Raw genomic sequence first — 18,179 nt, 5'->3', positions numbered from 1 at the left:
CTTTTAGCGTATGACCCTAGAAGGGATATATATGTTCAACAGTCTCTCTGATCGCTTGCAAGATACTTTTTCCAAGCTGCGCGGCAAAGGCCGCTTGACTGAGGACGACATTAATGCAGCTATGCGTGAGATTCGCATGGCTCTGCTTGAAGCTGATGTTAATTATCGTGTCGTCAAGGATTTTGTGGCAGCTTGCAAGGAACGCTGCATGACTGCTGAGGTTTTAGGTTCGTTAAGTCCTGCTCAAAATGTTGTGCGCATTGTTCTTGACCGTCTGACTGAGCTTTTGGGTACCACTGATTCCAAGCTTGCACTTGCCCAGAATCGCACACCTAATGTCATTATGCTGGTGGGTCTACAGGGTTCTGGTAAGACCACTGCGGCTTCTAAGCTTGCCTATTTGCTCAAGAAGCAAGGCCACAGTCCTTTGCTTGCTGCCTGCGATACTCACCGTCCCGCCGCAGCTGATCAGCTTGAGACCCTTGGCGGAGAGATTGGTGTGCCTGTTTGGCGCGGGGAGGGCAAAGATGCAGTTGAGGTCGCACGTGGCTCCGTTCAAAACGCTGTTGATCGCATGTGTGACATCGTTATTGTCGATACTGCAGGCCGTCTGCAAATCGATGAGCTTATGATGCAAGAAGCAATTGCAATCAAGCAGGCTGTCAAGCCCGATCAGATCCTCATGGTAGTTGACGCTATGGGTGGTCAGGATATCGTCAATGTTGTGTCTACCTTTGCCGAGCGTACCGACTTTGATGGTGTCATCATGTCCAAGCTTGATGGTGATGCGCGCGGTGGTGGAGCTCTTTCGGTACGTGCCGTTACGGGTAAGCCTATTAAGTTTGTTTCTATGGGTGAGAAACCCGACTCGCTCGAGGTGTTTCATCCTGACCGCATGGCCAAGCGTATTCTTGGTATGGGTGATGTTATTGGCATTATCGAACAGGCTGAAAAGCTTGCTTCTGAGCAGGATATTGCTGATGCTGAGCGCATGCTCAAGTCTGGCTTTACGATGGATGACATGCTCTCGCAGATGCAACAGATCCGCAAAATGGGAGGTCTGGGCAAGCTGATCGGCATGATTCCTGGTGGCGAACACATGATGGCTCAAGCGGGTGGAAATCTTGATGATACGCAGATTACACGCATTGAGGCCATGATCCACTCAATGACAGCGGGGGAGCGCACCAACCCCAAGCAGATTAACGGTCAGCGTCGTCGGCGAATTGCAGCGGGTTCTGGTCGCAGCGTTCAGGAAGTCAACCAACTGCTCAAGCAGTGGGGCGAAATGAACAAGATGATGGGCAAGATGCGTCAAATGACGGGCACTATGGGTGGTAATTCCAAACAAGCAAAGCGCCAGATGCAGCAGATGATGCGCGGTATGGGCGGCATGCCTGGTATGGGTGGTATGCCCGGCTTTGGTGGCAAGCGTGGGCGCCGCTTCTAGTGTTCTCTTTACTCCTTTTGGCAGAGCTGCCAAAAGGTAACAGCACTCGCAGCAGCAACGTTGAGAGAGTCGACCCCATGACTCATGGGGATGATAACGCTGGCATCGCAACCAGCTAATACCTCAGGCGCAAGTCCGCTGCCTTCAGTGCCCAAGAAAAGCGCAAGCTTTTCATGTTGAACTAGTGCGGGATCGTCAAGGCGTAGTGCGTGCTCATCTAAAGCAAGTGCAGCACAGAAAAACCCTTCCTTATGTAGGAGCCCCAGGCCCTCCTGCGGCCAAGGCGCGGAAAGATATGCCCAGGGCACCTGCAGTACGGTCCCCATAGAAACGCGCAAGGAGCGACGATTGAGCGGGTCAGCGCAGGTGGGAGCAAGGAGCACTGCATCGGCACCAAGTGCTGCTGCTGAGCGAAAAATCGCACCTACATTGCTTACGTCAACAATATCTTCAAGTACGGCAATCCTTTTTGCACCCGCTAATACCTCTTGTGCATCGCGTAGCTTTGGCCGAGAAAAACAGCCCAGAATACCACGGGTAACGGTATAGCCCACCACCTTGCTCATGAGCTCAGTTGGAGCGACAAAAACAGGTACATCACGGTCAAGCTGGGCAAAGATATCAGCACAGCTCTCAAAACGGCGCTGATCAATAAAAAGCGAACGAGGAGAAAATCCCTCCTTAAGGGCAACCTCAATTACTAAACGTGATTCTGCAATCATGACTGCAGCGTCGGGATTGAGTACATGTTTGAGCTGTCTGCCGCTTAAAGATAGGTATGCTGCAAGACGAGGGTCGTCAAGATTGGAAATATCTATGCGCTGCATGAAAACCTCTTGCTTCCGTAAAATCTTCTCAGAGAGCGTTACCATTATCTAACAATGGGAACAATTTCTTGTATCTAAGAGTTCAGAGGTGTTTTTCAGCGCAGCATATAAGCTGCGTCGCCGGGGGAATGTTGATATGGCTCAAAATAATTACCCGCGCCACAGTGCGGCATATGCACATTTGGGTGTTGAACAGACAAGTGTTAGTCCATCTCCTACACCCACTTTGGATGACAAACCAAAAAAGAAAAGCTCTTTGGTTCCCCTTTTGGTGGTACTTGGAGTTTTGCTTGTGGTGTATTTTGGCGGAGTCTTTCTCTTTAGTAATGCGTTTTATCCTTCGACCACTTTAGACGGCAAAGATGTGTCGCTGAAATTTGCTAAAGAAATCGCCCAAGCTCAAGTTGAAACAGGAGAGCGTTCGCATCTTACGGTCAGCATTCCTGATGGTCAGACGCTTGAGCTTAATGGTTCTGATGTGTCACTAAAAATCGATGGCGATGCCTACGCTCGTAGTGCCATGACCACTCAGCAACCCTGGTTTTGGCCAGTGCGTGCTTGGGGTTCTCATGTGGTTAAACTTCCCCTTTCAGCAAATTTTGATCAGAGCAAACTGAAAGAGGTTGTAGCTAAGCTTGTAGAAGAGCATAACTCTGGGGCAAAGCAGCCCAAAAATGCCAGTGCTCGCTTTGATGATAAGTCGAAAAACTTCCAGATTATTCCAGCTGAAGAAGGCACCACGCTCAACACAGATTATGTTGAGACTGAGGTTGCAAAAGCCTTTACCGATCTCAAAGAAACTCTTGAACTTACCAAAGATGCGTATATCCAACCTACCGTCAAAGACGATGATGAGACGCTCAAAAAAGCGGTTGAAAAGGCAAATTCTATGCTCAAAGCAACCCAGTCTTTGACGATTGAGGGCAAAGAAGTAGCAAAAGTCGATGTAGATAAGCTTGGCAGTTGGGTTTCTATTTCTGATAAAAATGAAGCCACTATTAATGCTGATGCAATCAAGAAATGGACTCAAGGGGATCTATCAAAGCAACTCGATACCGTGGGCTCTACCCGTACCTATTCGTTGCCTGATGGCGGCAAAGTTAGTGTTAGTGGTGGTCGTTATGGCTGGGTTATTGATGGTGCTGATGTAGCTGACAGTATTGTGAGTAATGTTAAAGCAGGCAAATCAGCAAGCATTGAAGTTTCGATGAAACAAAAAGCCGTCAAGCATGCTGATGGGGGAGCAGACTGGGGGGACCGCTGGGTTGATGTCAATCTCAGCACGCAACATGCCGTGTTGTATGACAAGGGCAAAACGCTTTGGGAGTCTAGTTTTGTTTCTGGAAATAGCAACAAGGGTTACAGCACCCCGACGGGAGTTTACTCAATCAACTCCAATATGACTTCTAAGGCATCTTCAGGTTCTCCAGTAAAACTTGTCTCGCCCTTTAAAGATTCTAAGGGCAAGCCCACCTATACGAGCTATGTAGACTGGTGGGTTCCTTTTATTGACAACCAATATGCTTTCCACGATGCCTCTTGGCGCAAGTCTAGTGAATTTGGCGGTGACACCTACAAGTCCAATGGCAGTCACGGCTGCATTAACCTTCCTCCTGATAAGGCAAAAGCTCTCTATAAATTAGTCTCAGTGGGCGATGTTGTTGTGGTTCACGACTAATTTTTATCTGCTATGGGTATCAATGGGAAGAATATAGAAACTCTCGCACGACTTGTCTTTGCTGATGGGAGCTTTAGATGGAAATGAACAATAAGCGCCGACGCCAAACAATGATTATGTATTTCATTGCTGGTCTTGTGCTCGCTTTTGCGTTGCAAAGGGCGCTCTTTACCAATATTTCAGCTGCAAAGGTAGAGCAGGTGACTTATAGCAAGTTTGTTTCAATGGTTGAAGATGGCAAGGTAAACTCTGTAAACCTCAATCAATCAAATAACGAAATTAGCTTTAAAACTGATAACAAAGACATTAGCTATGTCACCACTGCATGGCCTAATGATATTGCTTTAACTTCGTTGCTCAAGCAGCACAAAGTTACCTTTGCTTCCACGGTAGATGACAAGTCTTCTGGAATGTGGATGTACCTCGTAGCCAGCTATCTTATTCCTATTGCCTTGGTTTGGTTGGGCTTTTGGTTCCTCCGTCGTCGTTTGAGTAAGCAAATGGGTGATGATGGCCCCTCGATGAATTTTGGTGGTGGTCTTGGTTTTGGTGGTGTTGGTAAGTCCGGCGCAAAAATTGTGGCAGACAAGGATAATGACACTACTTTTCGAGATGTCGCCGGCCAGGATGAGGCTAAAGAGTCTTTGGCAGAAATTGTCAACTTCCTTGAACATCCCGAAAAATATGCTGCGATTGGCGCCCGTTGTCCTCGTGGTGCCCTGCTGGTAGGTCCTCCAGGAACAGGTAAAACCCTGCTTGCCAAGGCCGTGGCTGGTGAAGCAAAGGTGCCCTTCTTCCAAATTGCAGGCTCTGAGTTTGTTGAGATGTTTGTTGGTCGTGGTGCTGCTCGTGTGCGCGATCTTTTCAAGCAGGCCAACGAAAAAGCACCTTGTATTGTCTTTATTGACGAGATTGATACCATCGGTAAAAAACGTGGCGTCTCGCTTAACTCTAATGATGAACGTGAGCAGACTTTAAATCAGCTGCTGACCGAGATGGACGGTTTTGACAATCACAAAGGTATTGTGGTGCTTGCAGCGACCAACCAGCCTGATGTGCTCGATCCTGCACTTTTACGCCCTGGTCGTTTTGACCGTCGAATTCCTGTAGAGCTGCCAGACCTTACTGGCCGTGAGTCCATTCTCAAGTTGCATTCTCATGATGTAAAGATGGAATCCGGTGTCGACTTTGCTCAAATCGCACGTACGACCCCGGGTGCTTCTGGTGCAGATCTCGCTAATATGATTAATGAGGCGGCTTTACGTGCTGTTCGTCAAGGCCGAAAGTATGTCACCCAAGAAGACATCGAAGAGTCGGTTGATACGGTTATCGCAGGTGAGAAGAAGAAGTCTACCGTGCTATCCGAGCACGAAAAGGAAATTGTTGCCTATCACGAAACGGGCCATGCTATTGTCGCAGCAGTCCAAGATGGCAAAACCCCCGTATCCAAAATTACAATCGTTCCTCGTACTTCGGGTGCTTTGGGCTTTACGATGCAAGCTGAAGAAGATGAGCGCTATCTCACGACACGTGAGGAGTTTAAGCAACGTATTGCAGTGCTTTGTGGTGGTCGTGCAGCAGAGGAACTCATCTTCGGTCATATGAGTTCAGGTGCTGCAAACGATATTGAAAAAGCCACCAAGATTGCTCGCGCTATGGTAACGCAGTTGGGTATGTCTGATAAGTTTGGCATGATGGCGCTGGGCGAACGTCGCAATATGTATCTTGGTGGTGGCAGCGAATTGACCTGCTCTGAAGGCACTGCACGAGAAGTTGATGATGAGGTCCGTCGCTTGGTCGAAGAAGGTCATCAGACTGCATTGGCTACCCTTCGAGAGAATCGCTTTAAGCTTCATGAGATCGCTCACTATCTGCAGCGAAAAGAAACCATTACGGGCGAAGAGTTTATGAACATTCTCTCCCGTAACGATGGTTTTGCTCCTGCAATTGTGAGTGAGGCTCGTTCTAACTAGGGTTAGCCTTCAGCTAATTCACCTGAGCGATAGCAACGAAGTAGTTCATTGAGGTCGGCGATTTGTTCTCTTAGTTCGATACCCTTGTCTGTATCACCCACGAGATGAGGAATGTCATAGCGTTCTAGCACATCGGTCTCACTCATGATGTCGGCGTTGGTATCAAGTGCAGCGTCGAGATTACGGAAGGGTCGATGTGCTTTTATACGTAGATGATGTGCGCTCTGAACCAAGGTATAACCTGCAATACCTGTTCTTGCGTGGTAGGCTTGAGCAAATCCTCCATCAATTACCAGTAACTTTCCACCTGCGCGCACAGGACTTTGTCCTGCTCGTACTTTGACGGGTGTATGCCCGTTGATGATATGCCCTTCAGGTCCCAAACCAAATTCCTGAAGAATAGCGTCACAAATAGCAGGATCTTGGGTCAGACTGAAGTAAGGGTCGTTGGGCTCTTTCCAGCAACTTTCATCTTCAACAAAAGTACGTTCGAAGGTTTTGACTACGCGTCCAGATAAAGGCGAGTGTGCTCCACACCAGAGGTAATACATCCAATCCAATGCTTCTTGCTCTCCTGTTTTCCAAGCGCGACGTGCAATTCGGTCACAGAAATCGAGATAGTCTTTACCTGATCTTTTAACCCCATCATCACAAGCAACGTGGGCAAATTTACCCTCTGGTGTCAGTGGTAGACAGCCGTGGAATAGCAAATTGCCGTTGTGCACAAGATATATCGATCCTGTCTCGTATAAGAAACCCACGTGACGGCGTAGTCGGTCACTTTGGCTAAAGGCGTTCGCAAGTTTATCGACGATGTCTTGCTCTTCTTTTGAAAGAGCAAAAGGATCGCCTGTGAAATCAACGGTAGGGAAGTCACGCGTGCGCAAGGGATATTTGTACCCATCAATAGTGACAACTGCATGGGTAACATCAATCTTGTCAAGTAAACGACGCTTGGCAGTAGTTTTCCAATTGGGGTGGCGTGCGATTGCCTGACCTTCGAGCTTGAATAATATGACAGAGATAGCCTTGTAGAGTGGCGTGAGATTGTCATAGGTGGTGTAGTTTCTTCGCGCAAAATTTTCGAGCTCACGCAGAGAAATACCGTAGGCGCTCTCAAGCATATCAAGTGAGTTGTAGTGGATATTCGTGCGTATGACTGCTATCTGGCACAAACTAGAACCCGCTGCAGCTCCCATCCATACAATGTCGTGGTTGCCCCACTGCACATCCAAAGATTGATAGTTCATTAAGTGGTCAAGGATACGATCGGCATGTGGTCCACGATCAAAAATATCACCCACCAAATGCAGGTGGTCGACCGCGAGACGCTTGATTAGGGAAGAGAGCGATACTATGAAATCGTCTGCCGCGCCTGTGTCTACTACCGATTGGAAAATGCGGGCATGGTAGTCCTGACGACGCTGCTCGTCTTCGGCATTGGCATGTAGTAGCTCATCGATGATATAAGCATATTCAACAGGCATAGCTTTTCGAACTTTTGATTGAGTGTAATTGCTTGCAAGGGTACGTGCTAGCACAATGAGGCGTTTGAGCGTACGTAGGTACCATTCAGAAGTAATGTCACCTGTACCATGAAGGCGGCGGAGTTTTTCTTGTGAGTAGTAGATGAGGGTACAAAAATCTGCCAGTTCTTGCTTGTCCAATTCAGCGGAGAAGAGCTTTGTTATCTGTTCACGAATAGCACCCGAACAGTTATTAAGGATGTGAACGAACGCCTCGTATTCGCCATGTACGTCGCTCATAAAGTGTTCGGTTGCAGCCGGTAAGTTTAAGATGGCTTCAAGATTAATGATTTCGGTAAACACCGATTGCGTTGTAGGAAATTTTTCTCCAAGCAATTTGAGATACTTTTGTTTGCTTGTGGAAACACACTCTACCGCTTTATCCACAACGCCTCCTCATTTAAAAGCATCAATGCCTGAAGTATAACTGCTGTCTGTGTGAGGACTGCAGAGGTAAGCCGCGGTGAACGGTATTATTTACGCTGCGAGCGTGCTAAAATTATAGTTTGTCTCATAAGGCATACAAGGACATGACACACATGGAGGGGACTCATCGTGGCGAATTCATATAAGCAGACGACAAACCTTCCCAAAACAAGTTTTTCGATGCGCGCTGGTCTAGCGACCAACGAGCCTAAGAGGCTTGCTGATTGGGAACAAAATCACGTCTATGAACAGATGATTGCCAAAAATGAAGGACATGAAAAGTTTATCCTTCATGATGGCCCTCCTTATGCAAATGGTCCCATCCATTTAGGTCATGCTCAGAACAAAATCTCCAAGGATTTTATTAATCGTTATTGGTCAATGAGAGGCTATCAGACGCCGTATGTGCCCGGTTGGGACTGCCATGGTCAGCCCATTGAGCACAAGGTTGAGGAGATGCTAGGCATCGATAAGTTCAACCAGCTGCCGACAGCCAAAATTCGCGAGCTTTGCCGTAAGATGGCGGTGGAGCAGGTTGACACTCAGCGCCAGGGTTTCAAGCGTTTGGGCGTGTTGGGTGAGTGGGATAATCCCTATCTCACCTATACCGATGACTACGATGCGACCGATATAGAAATCTTTAAGGCTATCTATGACAAGGGTGCCGTCTATCGCGGTCGCAAGCCTGTGCACTGGTGTTCTCATTGTCATACAGCTCTTGCTGAGGCAGAAATTGAGTATGGTGACGAAGTTAGTCCTGCAATTTTTGTTCGCTTTGAGTTGACCTCAGTGCCAGAGGGTCTTGAGGCCTATGCGGGCAAGACCTTTGTGGATATCTGGACTACAACTCCTTGGACGTTACCTGCCGACGATGCAGTTATTCTGCATCCCGATGCCAACTATGTTGCCATCCAGCTTGAGGACCGCGTTGAGATTCTCGCTGAAGCGTTAGTAGAGAAGTGCTGTATCAAGTTTGGCTATGAGAGCTACGAGCTGATTGTTGGCGCAGACGGAGAGGTTTGGCGCAAAACAGGCACCGAACTTGCTCATAACCGCTACAAGCAACCCATTTTTGGGGAGCAGGGAGAAGAGGGCGAGTTCATCTTTGCGGATTATGTCACGCTTGATGATGGTACGGGTATCGTTCATTCTGCGCCTGGACACGGCGTGGATGACTACAACGCTGGTATGAAATTTAATATTCCCGTTGTTATGCCTGTTGATGATGATGGGCACTTCTTTAAGGGAGACGGTATAGGCACTGGCGGCCCTTGGAGTGGTATGGAGGTCAACGAAGCCAACCCAAAAATTATTGAGTGGCTGCGTGAGCGTAACATGCTCATTTTGCATGAAGATATTACCCACAGCTATCCGCACTGCTGGCGTTGCAAGAACCCTGTTATTTTCCGTGCCACAAGTCAGTGGTTTGTCTCTATGGATGAGACGGGTTTGCGCAAGCAGGCACTTGAGGCACTCTCTCACGTAAACTTCTATCCCAGCCATGCCATCAAACGTATTGGCTCGATGGTTGAAGGTCGTCCTGATTGGTGCATCAGTCGTCAGCGCAACTGGGGTGTACCTATTCCTGCATTTACGTGTCAAGACTGCGGTGAGACGGTTATCAATGACAAGACGCTTGATGCTGTTATTGAGCTTTTCCGTAAGAAGGGCTCTGACGCTTGGTTTACCGATGATCCTGCAGAGTATCTAGGCGATGCCTGCGTCTGCCCCAAATGTGGGGGTCACCATCTTAAAGCCAATTCAGACATTTTGGATGTATGGTGGGACTCTGGTGTGTCTCATACTGCAGTGTGTAAGCATCGCGACAACCTGACTTTTCCTGCTGATATCTATCTTGAGGGTTCTGATCAGCACCGTGGTTGGTTTATGAGTAGTCTCATAACCTCGGTGGGTGCCTATGGAAAAGCTCCCTATAAGGCAGTAATTTCTCAAGGCTTTACTCTCGACGGTCAAGGTCGCAAGATGAGCAAGTCTTTGGGTAATGTCATCGACCCCAATAAGGTATGTAGCACTATTGGTGCCGATATCTTGCGTTTGTGGGTTGCCTCTGTAGATACGTCTACCGATGTGCCTTGCGACAACGATATCTTGTCTCACGTTGGCGATGCATACCGTAAGATTCGCAATACTCTACGTTTCTTGATGGGTGAGATTGAAGACCAGTTTGATCTAGAGACTCAGGGTGTAGCAATTGAGGATTTGCTTCCTTACGACCGTCTGGCTTTGGCACGTATGTGTCAGGTGCATGATGAGGTTAACCATGCCTATGAGACATATCGTTTTAACATGGTTTACCGCACCTTGTACGATTACATCATCACCGAGCTATCTGGCGGGTATCTCAATGCAACCAAAGACCGCACCTATTGCGGAGCCGCTGATTCGTTTGAGCGCCGTAGCGCCCAGACGGTGTGGAGTCACGTACTCTCAATGTTAGTTCATGATCTGCAGCCAATTTTGCCCTTTACCTGCGATGAGGCTTTGGCTCACATGCCGGCGTGCCTTCGTGACGGACAAAGCTATGCGGCTTTGCTTGACTGGTATCAGGCACCGCTTAAGAAGGAAAGTTATAGTAAGTTGTTGCCCGCCTATGAAGCTATGAATGAGGCACGTGGCGCCTTTACCAAGGCATATGAGGAGGCTCTTGGCGCTGGTATCATTAGCGAAAAGACGACACAGGCTGCTCGTGCTGAGTTGACCCTTCCGGTGGAGACTGCGCAGCTTTTGATGGGACCTGCTGCACCTGATATGGCAGAGGTCTTTGTGTGCTCTGAAGTTTGCATCCATGAGGGCGCAGAGCTTGTGTGTGAGGTTTTGCCCGCAAATGGTCAGAAATGCCCTCGTTGCTGGAACTGGCGTGAGCCTGTTGACGAAGCGGGATTGTGTCAGCGCTGCCACAATGTGGTTGGCAAGCCAGAGGAGGAATAGCGCTTGAACGTTGTCCGTATTCTCTCAAAGCGTGCAGGACGCCTTGCTACCTTTTTGACAGTCGTGAGCCTTGTGGTTCTTGTAGATCAGTCAACAAAGGCTGCAGTGCGTTTTGTTGCGCCGCTGGGCTCTCCCGCTCGTCCGCTCGTCCCGGGCTTGTTGGACCTGTGGCACGTAGAGAATACGGGCGCTGCTTTTAGTATTGGTCAAGGTGCGAGTGTCGTGTTCATTATGTTTGCATTGGCCGTTTTGATTGGCTCTGCTTGGTGGGTCATGTGCGAACGTCTACCATTGCGCCTCGTTGTCAGTGTTGCGAGTGTTGCAGGTGGGGGAGTCGGCAATATGGTTGACCGTCTTTCGACGGGCTCTGTTACCGATTTTTTGTCACTGCACTTTATTGATTTTCCTGTCTTTAATGTTGCGGATATCTGTGTGACGCTCGGTGTGCTTGTGGCGTTTATCCTCTATATCACTTGGGATGGCCAAAGGACGAGCACGAGCTTTAAAGAGGATCTCGACATTGTAGACACGGCAACCGAGCCTCATAAGGAAGTGGCAAAGTCGGATTTGAGGCAGAACAATGCCTGAGAACTCCAGTTTTAGCTCTTCTCTACATGAACTTCTTGTAGGTCCTGATGATGATGGCAGCAGACTTGATACATATATAGCTTCTTGCCCCAACATGCCTTCGCGTAGTGCCGTAGCAAAGCTCATTGAGTCTGCAAAAGTGCATATCAACGCTACCTTGGCAGACTCAAAAAGTGAAGTCGTAAGACTAGGTGACAGGATCAGTGTAGAGCTACCCGTTTTGGAACCTGTCTCGGGAACTCTCGTTGCTAATCCAGAGATTCCTCTCGATATTCGTTTTGAGGATGAATATCTCATGGTTCTTTCAAAGCAAGCTGACCTTGTTTGTCATCCAGCACCTGGACATTATGATGATACGTTGGCAAATGCGTTGGTGGCACATTGTGGCTATGAGCATCTAGGTCTGCTTCAAGGAGACGATAGGCCAGGTATAGTTCATCGACTTGATCGCGATACCTCAGGCTTGATGGTTGCAGCCAAAGATGACGCAACTCAAAAAGCACTGCAGGATTTGATACGCTTGCGTGTGCTTGACAGACGCTATGTGACTTTGGTTTATGGCCCTGTTGCCTTAGATGAAGGACAGGTGACTACCGGTATTGCTCGTAGTCGCCGTGATCGCCTGCGAATGAGCGTGAGTAATGATCCTGACGCTCGAGAGGCAATTACCACGTTTCGCGTGCTTGAACGATTTGAAGCAGGATTGCGTGATGAAGGATATGCCCTACTGGAGTGTCATCTTTATACAGGGCGCACACACCAAATCCGCGTGCACATGCGTCATATAGGTCACTGTGTCATAGGTGATCCACTTTATGGGCGTGGAGATCTCAGACAAAATCTAGGTCTCACCCGCCAATTTTTACATTCGTGGCATATTGCCTTTGACCATCCTGTGACGGGAGAGTCCCTTGTTATGGCAGATGCCCTACCTGAAGATCTCCGCGATATACTAGAGAAGTTAGAATCACGTTCTATGGGTCGGACTGCGGAGGGCCAGCGTATTGTTCCGCAGTTGTTGGGACAACAGGTATAAGGAACGCTAAAGGGAGCAGATCCTATATTCTTGCAAGGGGGCAAGGGGTGCAGTTTACGCTTAATTTCAATAACTTAACGCCAATTGTTATCTTTAATGTCCTGATTGCGCTTTTCTTTACCGTGGCTTATCTGTATCAATTTGTATATATGATTATGGCCCTCCTCAGGGGTACCGTTCGTCTGCCCAAGGCAAAAGAGCTGCATCGCTATGCGTTTTTTATCGCAGCACACAATGAAGAGCCCGTTATCGGGAATCTTGTTCGCTCAATCCTTGCACAAGATTATCCTCGTGAGCTCATTGATGTTTTTGTTGTTTGCGATGCCTGTACCGATAATACTCACGAAGAAGCCCAGCGTGCAGGTGCTATTGTTTGGGACCGTCATGACCTTGCTCGTAAGGGCAAAAGTTGGGTTATGGATTATGGGTTTAATCGCATCCTCAATGAATATGGCGATCGTTACGAAGCTTTTTTCATTTTCGATGCCGATAATATCGTTTCACCAGACTATGTACGCCTCATGAATGATGCCTATGATGCAGGTTATCTGGTATGTACGAGTTACCGCAATTCTAAGAACTTTGATTCTAGCTGGGTGAGCGCTTCATATGCTATTTGGTTTATTCGAGAAGCGCGCTTTCTTAATAATCCACGCATGATGGCTCATACCAGTGCTGCCATCTCTGGTTCGGGCTGGATGGTGGCTTCCTCCGTTGTTCGAGGCATGCATGGTTGGGATTTCCACACCTTGACCGAAGATATTCAATTCTCAGCCTTTTGCTGCGCAAACAATATTCAAATTGGATATGTGCCTGCAGAATTTTTTGACGAACAACCTGTTACCTTTCATGCATCGTGGATTCAACGTCTTCGCTGGACTAAGGGTATTTATCAGGTATTTTTCTCATATGGATGGGATTTATTTCGTGGTATCGCACGAGGGCGCTTTGCTGCCTATGACATGCTGATGGTGCTCGCCCCCGCTTCGATATTGACGATTCTTTCAGTCTTTGTGAATGGCACCTATCTTATTGTTGGCGGCTTAAGTCATGGGTTTGTTGCCACAGAAGCAGAGCTTAGTATGTGCATGGGTTCATTGGTTGCCGTATTTGAGTCAGGGTATGTGATTTTCTTTATGATGGCGTTGCTTACCGTCATAGTTGAGCGCTCGCATATTCATGCGCGTAATATTTGGCGCATCGCGTGGGGTGTCATAATGTTTCCGATTTTTATGGCGAGCTACATTCCCATTGCAGTGGTAGCTCTCTTTAAGAAGGTTGAGTGGGTGCCCACCAAGCATGATATTGCTATCAACTTTGACCAGGTGGTTGGAAGCACTCAAGACATTTCTCATGGTTCGGATTAAATTTTCTCACTATCCATTTATAGTACGCATTTTGCGAGTCATAAAGCTGTGGGTGTTTATCGCTGACAAGTGCATTACAATACCGCCAACGCATTCGTTTCATCGGTAAAAGGTAGAAAGAGGAGCATAGAGCATGGCAACTTTTATTGAGGGTGTATCGCATACCTTTTCTGAGTACCTCTTGGTACCTGGTTACTCTTCTTGTGAGAATGTGCCCAATAGAGTAAGCCTTAAAACTCCTCTTGTTAAATATCGCCGTGGTGAAGAGCCCGCTATATCTATGAATATACCTATGACTTCTGCCATTATGCAGTCAGTCTCAGGTACTCGACTTGCTATAGCTTTAGCTCAGCAGGGTGGTGTCTCCTTTATTTACGGGTCTCAGTCCGCTGAGTCTGAGGCAGCTATGGTGCGCGAGGTCAAGGAATACAAGGCGGGTTTTGTTATTTCTGATTCTACGTTGCTGCCTGATATGACTTTGCAAGAAGTTATGGATATGCGTGAACAGACTGGTCACTCCACCATGCCTGTTACCGACGATGGCACAGCTCATGGTCACTTGTTAGGTATTGTGACCTCTCGTGATTATCGTCCCTCTCGTGATTCTCGCGACACGCTGGTGCGCGATTTCATGACTCCTCGTGAGCGCGTTATTGTGGGCGATGAAAATACCACGCTCAAAACGGCAAACGATATCATTTGGGATAACAAGCTCAATCAGCTACCTATTGTTGATGCGGATGGTCATCTTATTGCGCTTGTATTCCGTAAGGATTACGACTCTCATAAGGGCAATCCTGGTGAGCTACTTGATTCGCAGAAGCGTTATATCGTAGGCGCTGGTATCAATACGCGCGATTATGCCGAACGGGTGCCTCTGTTAGTAGATGCTGGTGCTGATGTGCTTTGCATCGACTCTTCGGAAGGTTTTTCTGAGTGGCAAAAGATTACGCTTGAGTGGGTTCGTGAACACTACGGAGATAGCGTCAAGGTAGGCGCTGGCAACGTCGTTGATAGCGAAGGTTTCCGCTTCCTTGCAGATGCAGGTGCAGATTTCATCAAGGTTGGCATCGGTGGAGGTTCCATTTGCATTACGCGTGAGCAAAAGGGCATTGGACGTGGCCAAGCATCTGCTTTGATTGATGTCTGTCGTGCCCGTGACGAATACTTCGAAAAGACGGGTGTCTATATTCCTGTTTGCTCTGATGGCGGCATTGTATATGACTATCACATGACCTTAGCTCTCGCTATGGGCGCAGATTTCTTAATGCTGGGTCGTTACTTTGCTCGCTTTGATGAGAGTCCTACGCGTCGCGTTAATATCAATGGCTCGTATATGAAGGAATATTGGGGTGAGGGTTCTGCCCGTGCGCGCAACTGGGCTCGCTATGACCTAGGCGGTAATAAAAAGAACTTATCTTTTGTCGAAGGCGTTGACTCCTATGTGCCTTATGCGGGTCCGCTCAAGGAAAATGTTGATAATTCGTTGCTTAAGGTTCGTTCAACGATGTGCAATTGCGGCGCTCTGACCTTGGAGGAACTGCGTGATAAGGCAAAGATTACACTTGTCTCTTCTACCTCTTTGGTTGAGGGTGGCGCTCATGACGTCGTACTCAAGGATGCAAACAAGGAAAACGTGAACTTCCGTTCCTAAGTTTGGTTTGTTGCATGCTTTGACTTTATTGACGGGACGTCTGGCGTGGTTTGGTACCCAGGCGTCCTGTTTGGTTATACTTTTTGACTGCACAATATAGCTGCTGAGAGGATATACATGGCTGAAGAGAACAACGCAGGTACAATCCCTGCCTATGACGCTCAGGCGATAGAAGAAAAGTGGCAAAAGGCTTGGGGAAAAACTAGTCTCTATACGACTGATGAGGACCCTGCTAAACCCAAAAAATATGTACTCGAAATGTTTCCCTATCCTTCGGGTGATTTGCATATGGGTCATGCGCGCAATTACACCATTGGTGATGCTTTGGCTCGTCAAGCACGTATGAGGGGTTATGACGTGTTGCATCCCATGGGTTTTGATGCCTTTGGTTTGCCTGCAGAAAATGCAGCCATCAAACACCATACTCAGGCTGCTCAGTGGACCCATCAAAACATCACTCAAGCAGTCAAAACTATGAAGCGCATGGGTTTTGCTTATGACTATGACCGCATGTTTAACACCTGTGACCCGGAGTATTATCGCTGGGGTCAGTGGATGTTTATCAAGATGTGGGAAAAGGGTTTGGCTTATCGAGCCACCTCTCCGGTTAACTGGTGTCCTCATTGCCAAACCGTTTTGGCAAACGAGCAGGTTGTGGATGGTCGTTGCTGGCGTTGTGGTAGCGTGCCGGAAAAGCGCGAGCTCTCTCAGTGGTATCTCAAGATTACCGACTATGCCCAGGAGCTTCTTGATGATATTGATAAGCTTGAGGGCTGGCCTGACAATGTGCGCGCTCAGCAGAAAAACTGGATTGGTCGTTCTGAAGGTGCAGAAATTGACTTTGAGTTGGTAGATGCCGATGGTAGCACGCCCACTGGACGCAAACTGACCTGCTTTACCACGCGTGCAGACACGCTTTTTGGTGTGTCTTTCCTGGTACTGCCCCCTGAGTCAAAAGTTGCAGCCGAACTTGTCGAAGGCAGTGCATATGAAGAAGCCTTCCTTGGGCTCAAGCATGCTACCGAAAAGGTATCGAGCGTTGATCGCCAGGGTTCTGCGCGAGAGAAAAATGGCGTATTTACGGGCCGTTATGCCATCAATCCCATCAATGGTCGCCTGGTTCCTATTTGGGTTGCCGACTATGTTTTGATGGATTATGGTACGGGCGCTGTCATGGGTGTTCCTTGTGGTGACCAGCGTGACTTTGACTTTGCCAAGAAGTATGGCCTAGAAATTGCACCTATCATTTGCACCAAAGATGACCCGCTGTATGAAGAGCTTAAAGATGAACGTGAGTTGCGTATGCGTTCCGTGAATTGGGATCACGCAATGGATGCCGAGGGCTACCTTGTACAGTCTGGTGAGTTTACTGGTCTTTTGGGTGGTAAGCACTCTGAGGCAGTAGATGCTATCGTGTCGTGGCTGTCTGAGCATGGTGTAGGGCGTAAGACGGTTCAGTTCCGTCTGCGCGACTGGCTTATTAGTCGGCAGCGTTATTGGGGAAATCCCATTCCCATGATCCACTGTGACTGCTGCGGTGATGTAGCTGTGCCTGAGGAAGATTTGCCTGTGATGCTTCCTGAAGATTTGGATCTTGGTGCTGGTCAGACACTTGCTGAATATGCACCCTTCTATGAGACCACCTGTCCTCAGTGTGGACGTCCTGCTCGTCGTATTACCGATACGATGGATACCTTTACTTGTTCAAGTTGGTACTACCTTCGCTATTGTGATCCTCATAACGATACGCTGCCTTTCTCCAAAAAAAGCGTTGACCGTTGGATGCCTGTTGATAACTACATTGGCGGTATTGAGCATGCAATTTTGCACTTGCTTTACTCGCGTTTTTGGACCAAGGTTCTCCGTGATTTGGGCATGATTGATGTCGATGAGCCTTTTGCCAACCTACTTTGCCAAGGTATGGTCAAAGACGAACATGGCGATGTTATGAGCAAATCCAAGGGCAATGTGGTGCCCCCAAGTTCAGTTATTGAGCCCTATGGTGCTGATACCATGCGTCTCGCTATTCTGTTTATTGCTCCCCCCGAAAAGGATTTTGACTGGGATCCTAAGGCAGTTGAGGGTGCCAATCGCTTCCTCAAGCGTGCATGGCGTATTGTTTGGCAGCTTTCTGACAAGACTGCAGGTATGACTGGTGAGCTGAGCAGCAACGCAAAAACACTCATGCACGAACTTCATCGTTTGGGTCTGAGGTGTACAGCAGACTTTGATCGTCAGCAGTTCAATACGGCGATTTCTTCAATTATGGAGCTGGTAAACGCTGCAAGTAAGTATCTACTTGACGAACCCGAAGGTGCTCGAAACCTCAAGCTCTGCCAGCGTGTGGCTCATGATATTGTGGCCATGATGGCACCTATTGCTCCGCATTGGGCAGAAGAACTTTATCACGAGGCACTAGGACTTGAGGGGTCTGCCTACGATGAGCCTTGGCCTGAGTTTGATGAGGCTTTGGCGGTGAGCGATACCGTAGAGCTTGCTGTTCAAATTATGGGCAAAGTTCGCGGACATATTTTGGTTGCCACTAATGCAAGTCGTGAGGATATGGAAGTAGCGGCAAAGAACGCCCTTGCCGAACAGCTTGCGGGCAAGCAGATACGCAAGGTTATTGTTGTGCCAGGGCGTCTTGTAAATATTGTTGCTTCATAAACAAGCTGTGACCACCTTGTCATCCCTGCAGTGCGCAG

General features: G+C 48.1%; 11 protein-coding genes. 9 read left to right on the top strand and 2 right to left on the bottom strand.

Features of this window, described 5'->3' with window-relative positions; translation table 11 throughout:
* The first annotated feature begins 31 nt into the window (after nucleotides 1-31).
* The gene (gene ffh / locus BN4314_RS00375; protein WP_068539182.1) at nucleotides 32-1,450 is read left to right on the top strand and encodes a signal recognition particle protein; all 1,419 of its coding nucleotides are present in this window, start codon (nucleotides 32-34) and stop codon (nucleotides 1,448-1,450) included.
* Nucleotides 1,451-1,458: 8 nt separating this feature from the next.
* Here ffh and BN4314_RS00370 read toward each other — a convergent pair whose 3' ends face one another.
* Nucleotides 1,459-2,277, bottom strand: a complete 819-nt coding sequence (locus BN4314_RS00370; RefSeq protein ID WP_068539180.1) for a TrmH family RNA methyltransferase — start codon at nucleotides 2,275-2,277, stop codon at nucleotides 1,459-1,461.
* Nucleotides 2,278-2,413: 136 nt separating this feature from the next.
* Between BN4314_RS00370 and BN4314_RS00365 the strand changes: the two genes are divergently transcribed.
* Together BN4314_RS00365 and ftsH are read left to right on the top strand one after the other, a co-directional pair.
* Nucleotides 2,414-3,955, top strand: a complete 1,542-nt coding sequence (locus tag BN4314_RS00365; RefSeq protein WP_068539178.1) for a L,D-transpeptidase family protein — start codon at nucleotides 2,414-2,416, stop codon at nucleotides 3,953-3,955.
* A 77-nt stretch (nucleotides 3,956-4,032) separates the two neighbouring features.
* A complete protein-coding gene (gene ftsH / locus BN4314_RS00360) occupies nucleotides 4,033-5,928 on the top strand; it encodes an ATP-dependent zinc metalloprotease FtsH (protein WP_068539176.1) in 1,896 nt (631 codons plus the stop codon).
* A 2-nt stretch (nucleotides 5,929-5,930) separates the two neighbouring features.
* Here the strand turns inward: ftsH and BN4314_RS00355 are convergent, their stop codons facing one another.
* Entirely contained in the window at nucleotides 5,931-7,841 is a 1,911-nt protein-coding gene (locus tag BN4314_RS00355) for a fructose-bisphosphatase class III (RefSeq protein WP_068539174.1), read from the bottom strand.
* Between the two features lie 168 nt (nucleotides 7,842-8,009).
* Between BN4314_RS00355 and ileS the strand changes: the two genes are divergently transcribed.
* The 6 genes from ileS (at nucleotide 8,010) to leuS (ending at nucleotide 18,141) form a co-directional block, all read left to right on the top strand.
* Complete coding sequence (gene ileS, locus BN4314_RS00350; protein WP_068539172.1) at nucleotides 8,010-10,829, top strand: isoleucine--tRNA ligase; 2,820 nt, start codon at nucleotides 8,010-8,012, stop codon at nucleotides 10,827-10,829.
* A 3-nt stretch (nucleotides 10,830-10,832) separates the two neighbouring features.
* Nucleotides 10,833-11,417, top strand: a complete 585-nt coding sequence (lspA, locus tag BN4314_RS00345; protein WP_068539170.1) for a signal peptidase II — start codon at nucleotides 10,833-10,835, stop codon at nucleotides 11,415-11,417.
* Nucleotides 11,410-12,453, top strand: coding sequence for an RluA family pseudouridine synthase (locus tag BN4314_RS00340; protein ID WP_068539168.1), 1,044 nt, complete (start codon nucleotides 11,410-11,412; stop codon nucleotides 12,451-12,453). Before lspA ends, BN4314_RS00340 begins: the two co-directional genes overlap by 8 nt.
* Nucleotides 12,454-12,500: 47 nt before the next feature.
* The gene (locus tag BN4314_RS00335) at nucleotides 12,501-13,820 is read left to right on the top strand and encodes a glycosyltransferase family 2 protein (RefSeq protein ID WP_068539166.1); all 1,320 of its coding nucleotides are present in this window, start codon (nucleotides 12,501-12,503) and stop codon (nucleotides 13,818-13,820) included.
* 133 nt (nucleotides 13,821-13,953) lie between these two features.
* Nucleotides 13,954-15,474 (top strand): IMP dehydrogenase, encoded by a 1,521-nt coding sequence (locus tag BN4314_RS00330; protein WP_068539164.1) that lies wholly within the window; start codon nucleotides 13,954-13,956, stop codon nucleotides 15,472-15,474.
* Nucleotides 15,475-15,591: 117 nt separating this feature from the next.
* Nucleotides 15,592-18,141 carry a leucine--tRNA ligase gene (gene leuS, locus BN4314_RS00325; protein WP_068539162.1) on the top strand — a complete coding sequence of 850 codons (2,550 nt, stop codon included), beginning with the start codon at nucleotides 15,592-15,594 and terminating at the stop codon, nucleotides 18,139-18,141.
* Nucleotides 18,142-18,179: the final 38 nt, after the last annotated feature.

This window comes from Olegusella massiliensis (assembly GCF_900078545.1).
Lineage (GTDB): Bacteria > Actinomycetota > Coriobacteriia > Coriobacteriales > Atopobiaceae > Olegusella > Olegusella massiliensis.
This window is presented reverse-complemented; position numbering and strand designations above follow the sequence as displayed.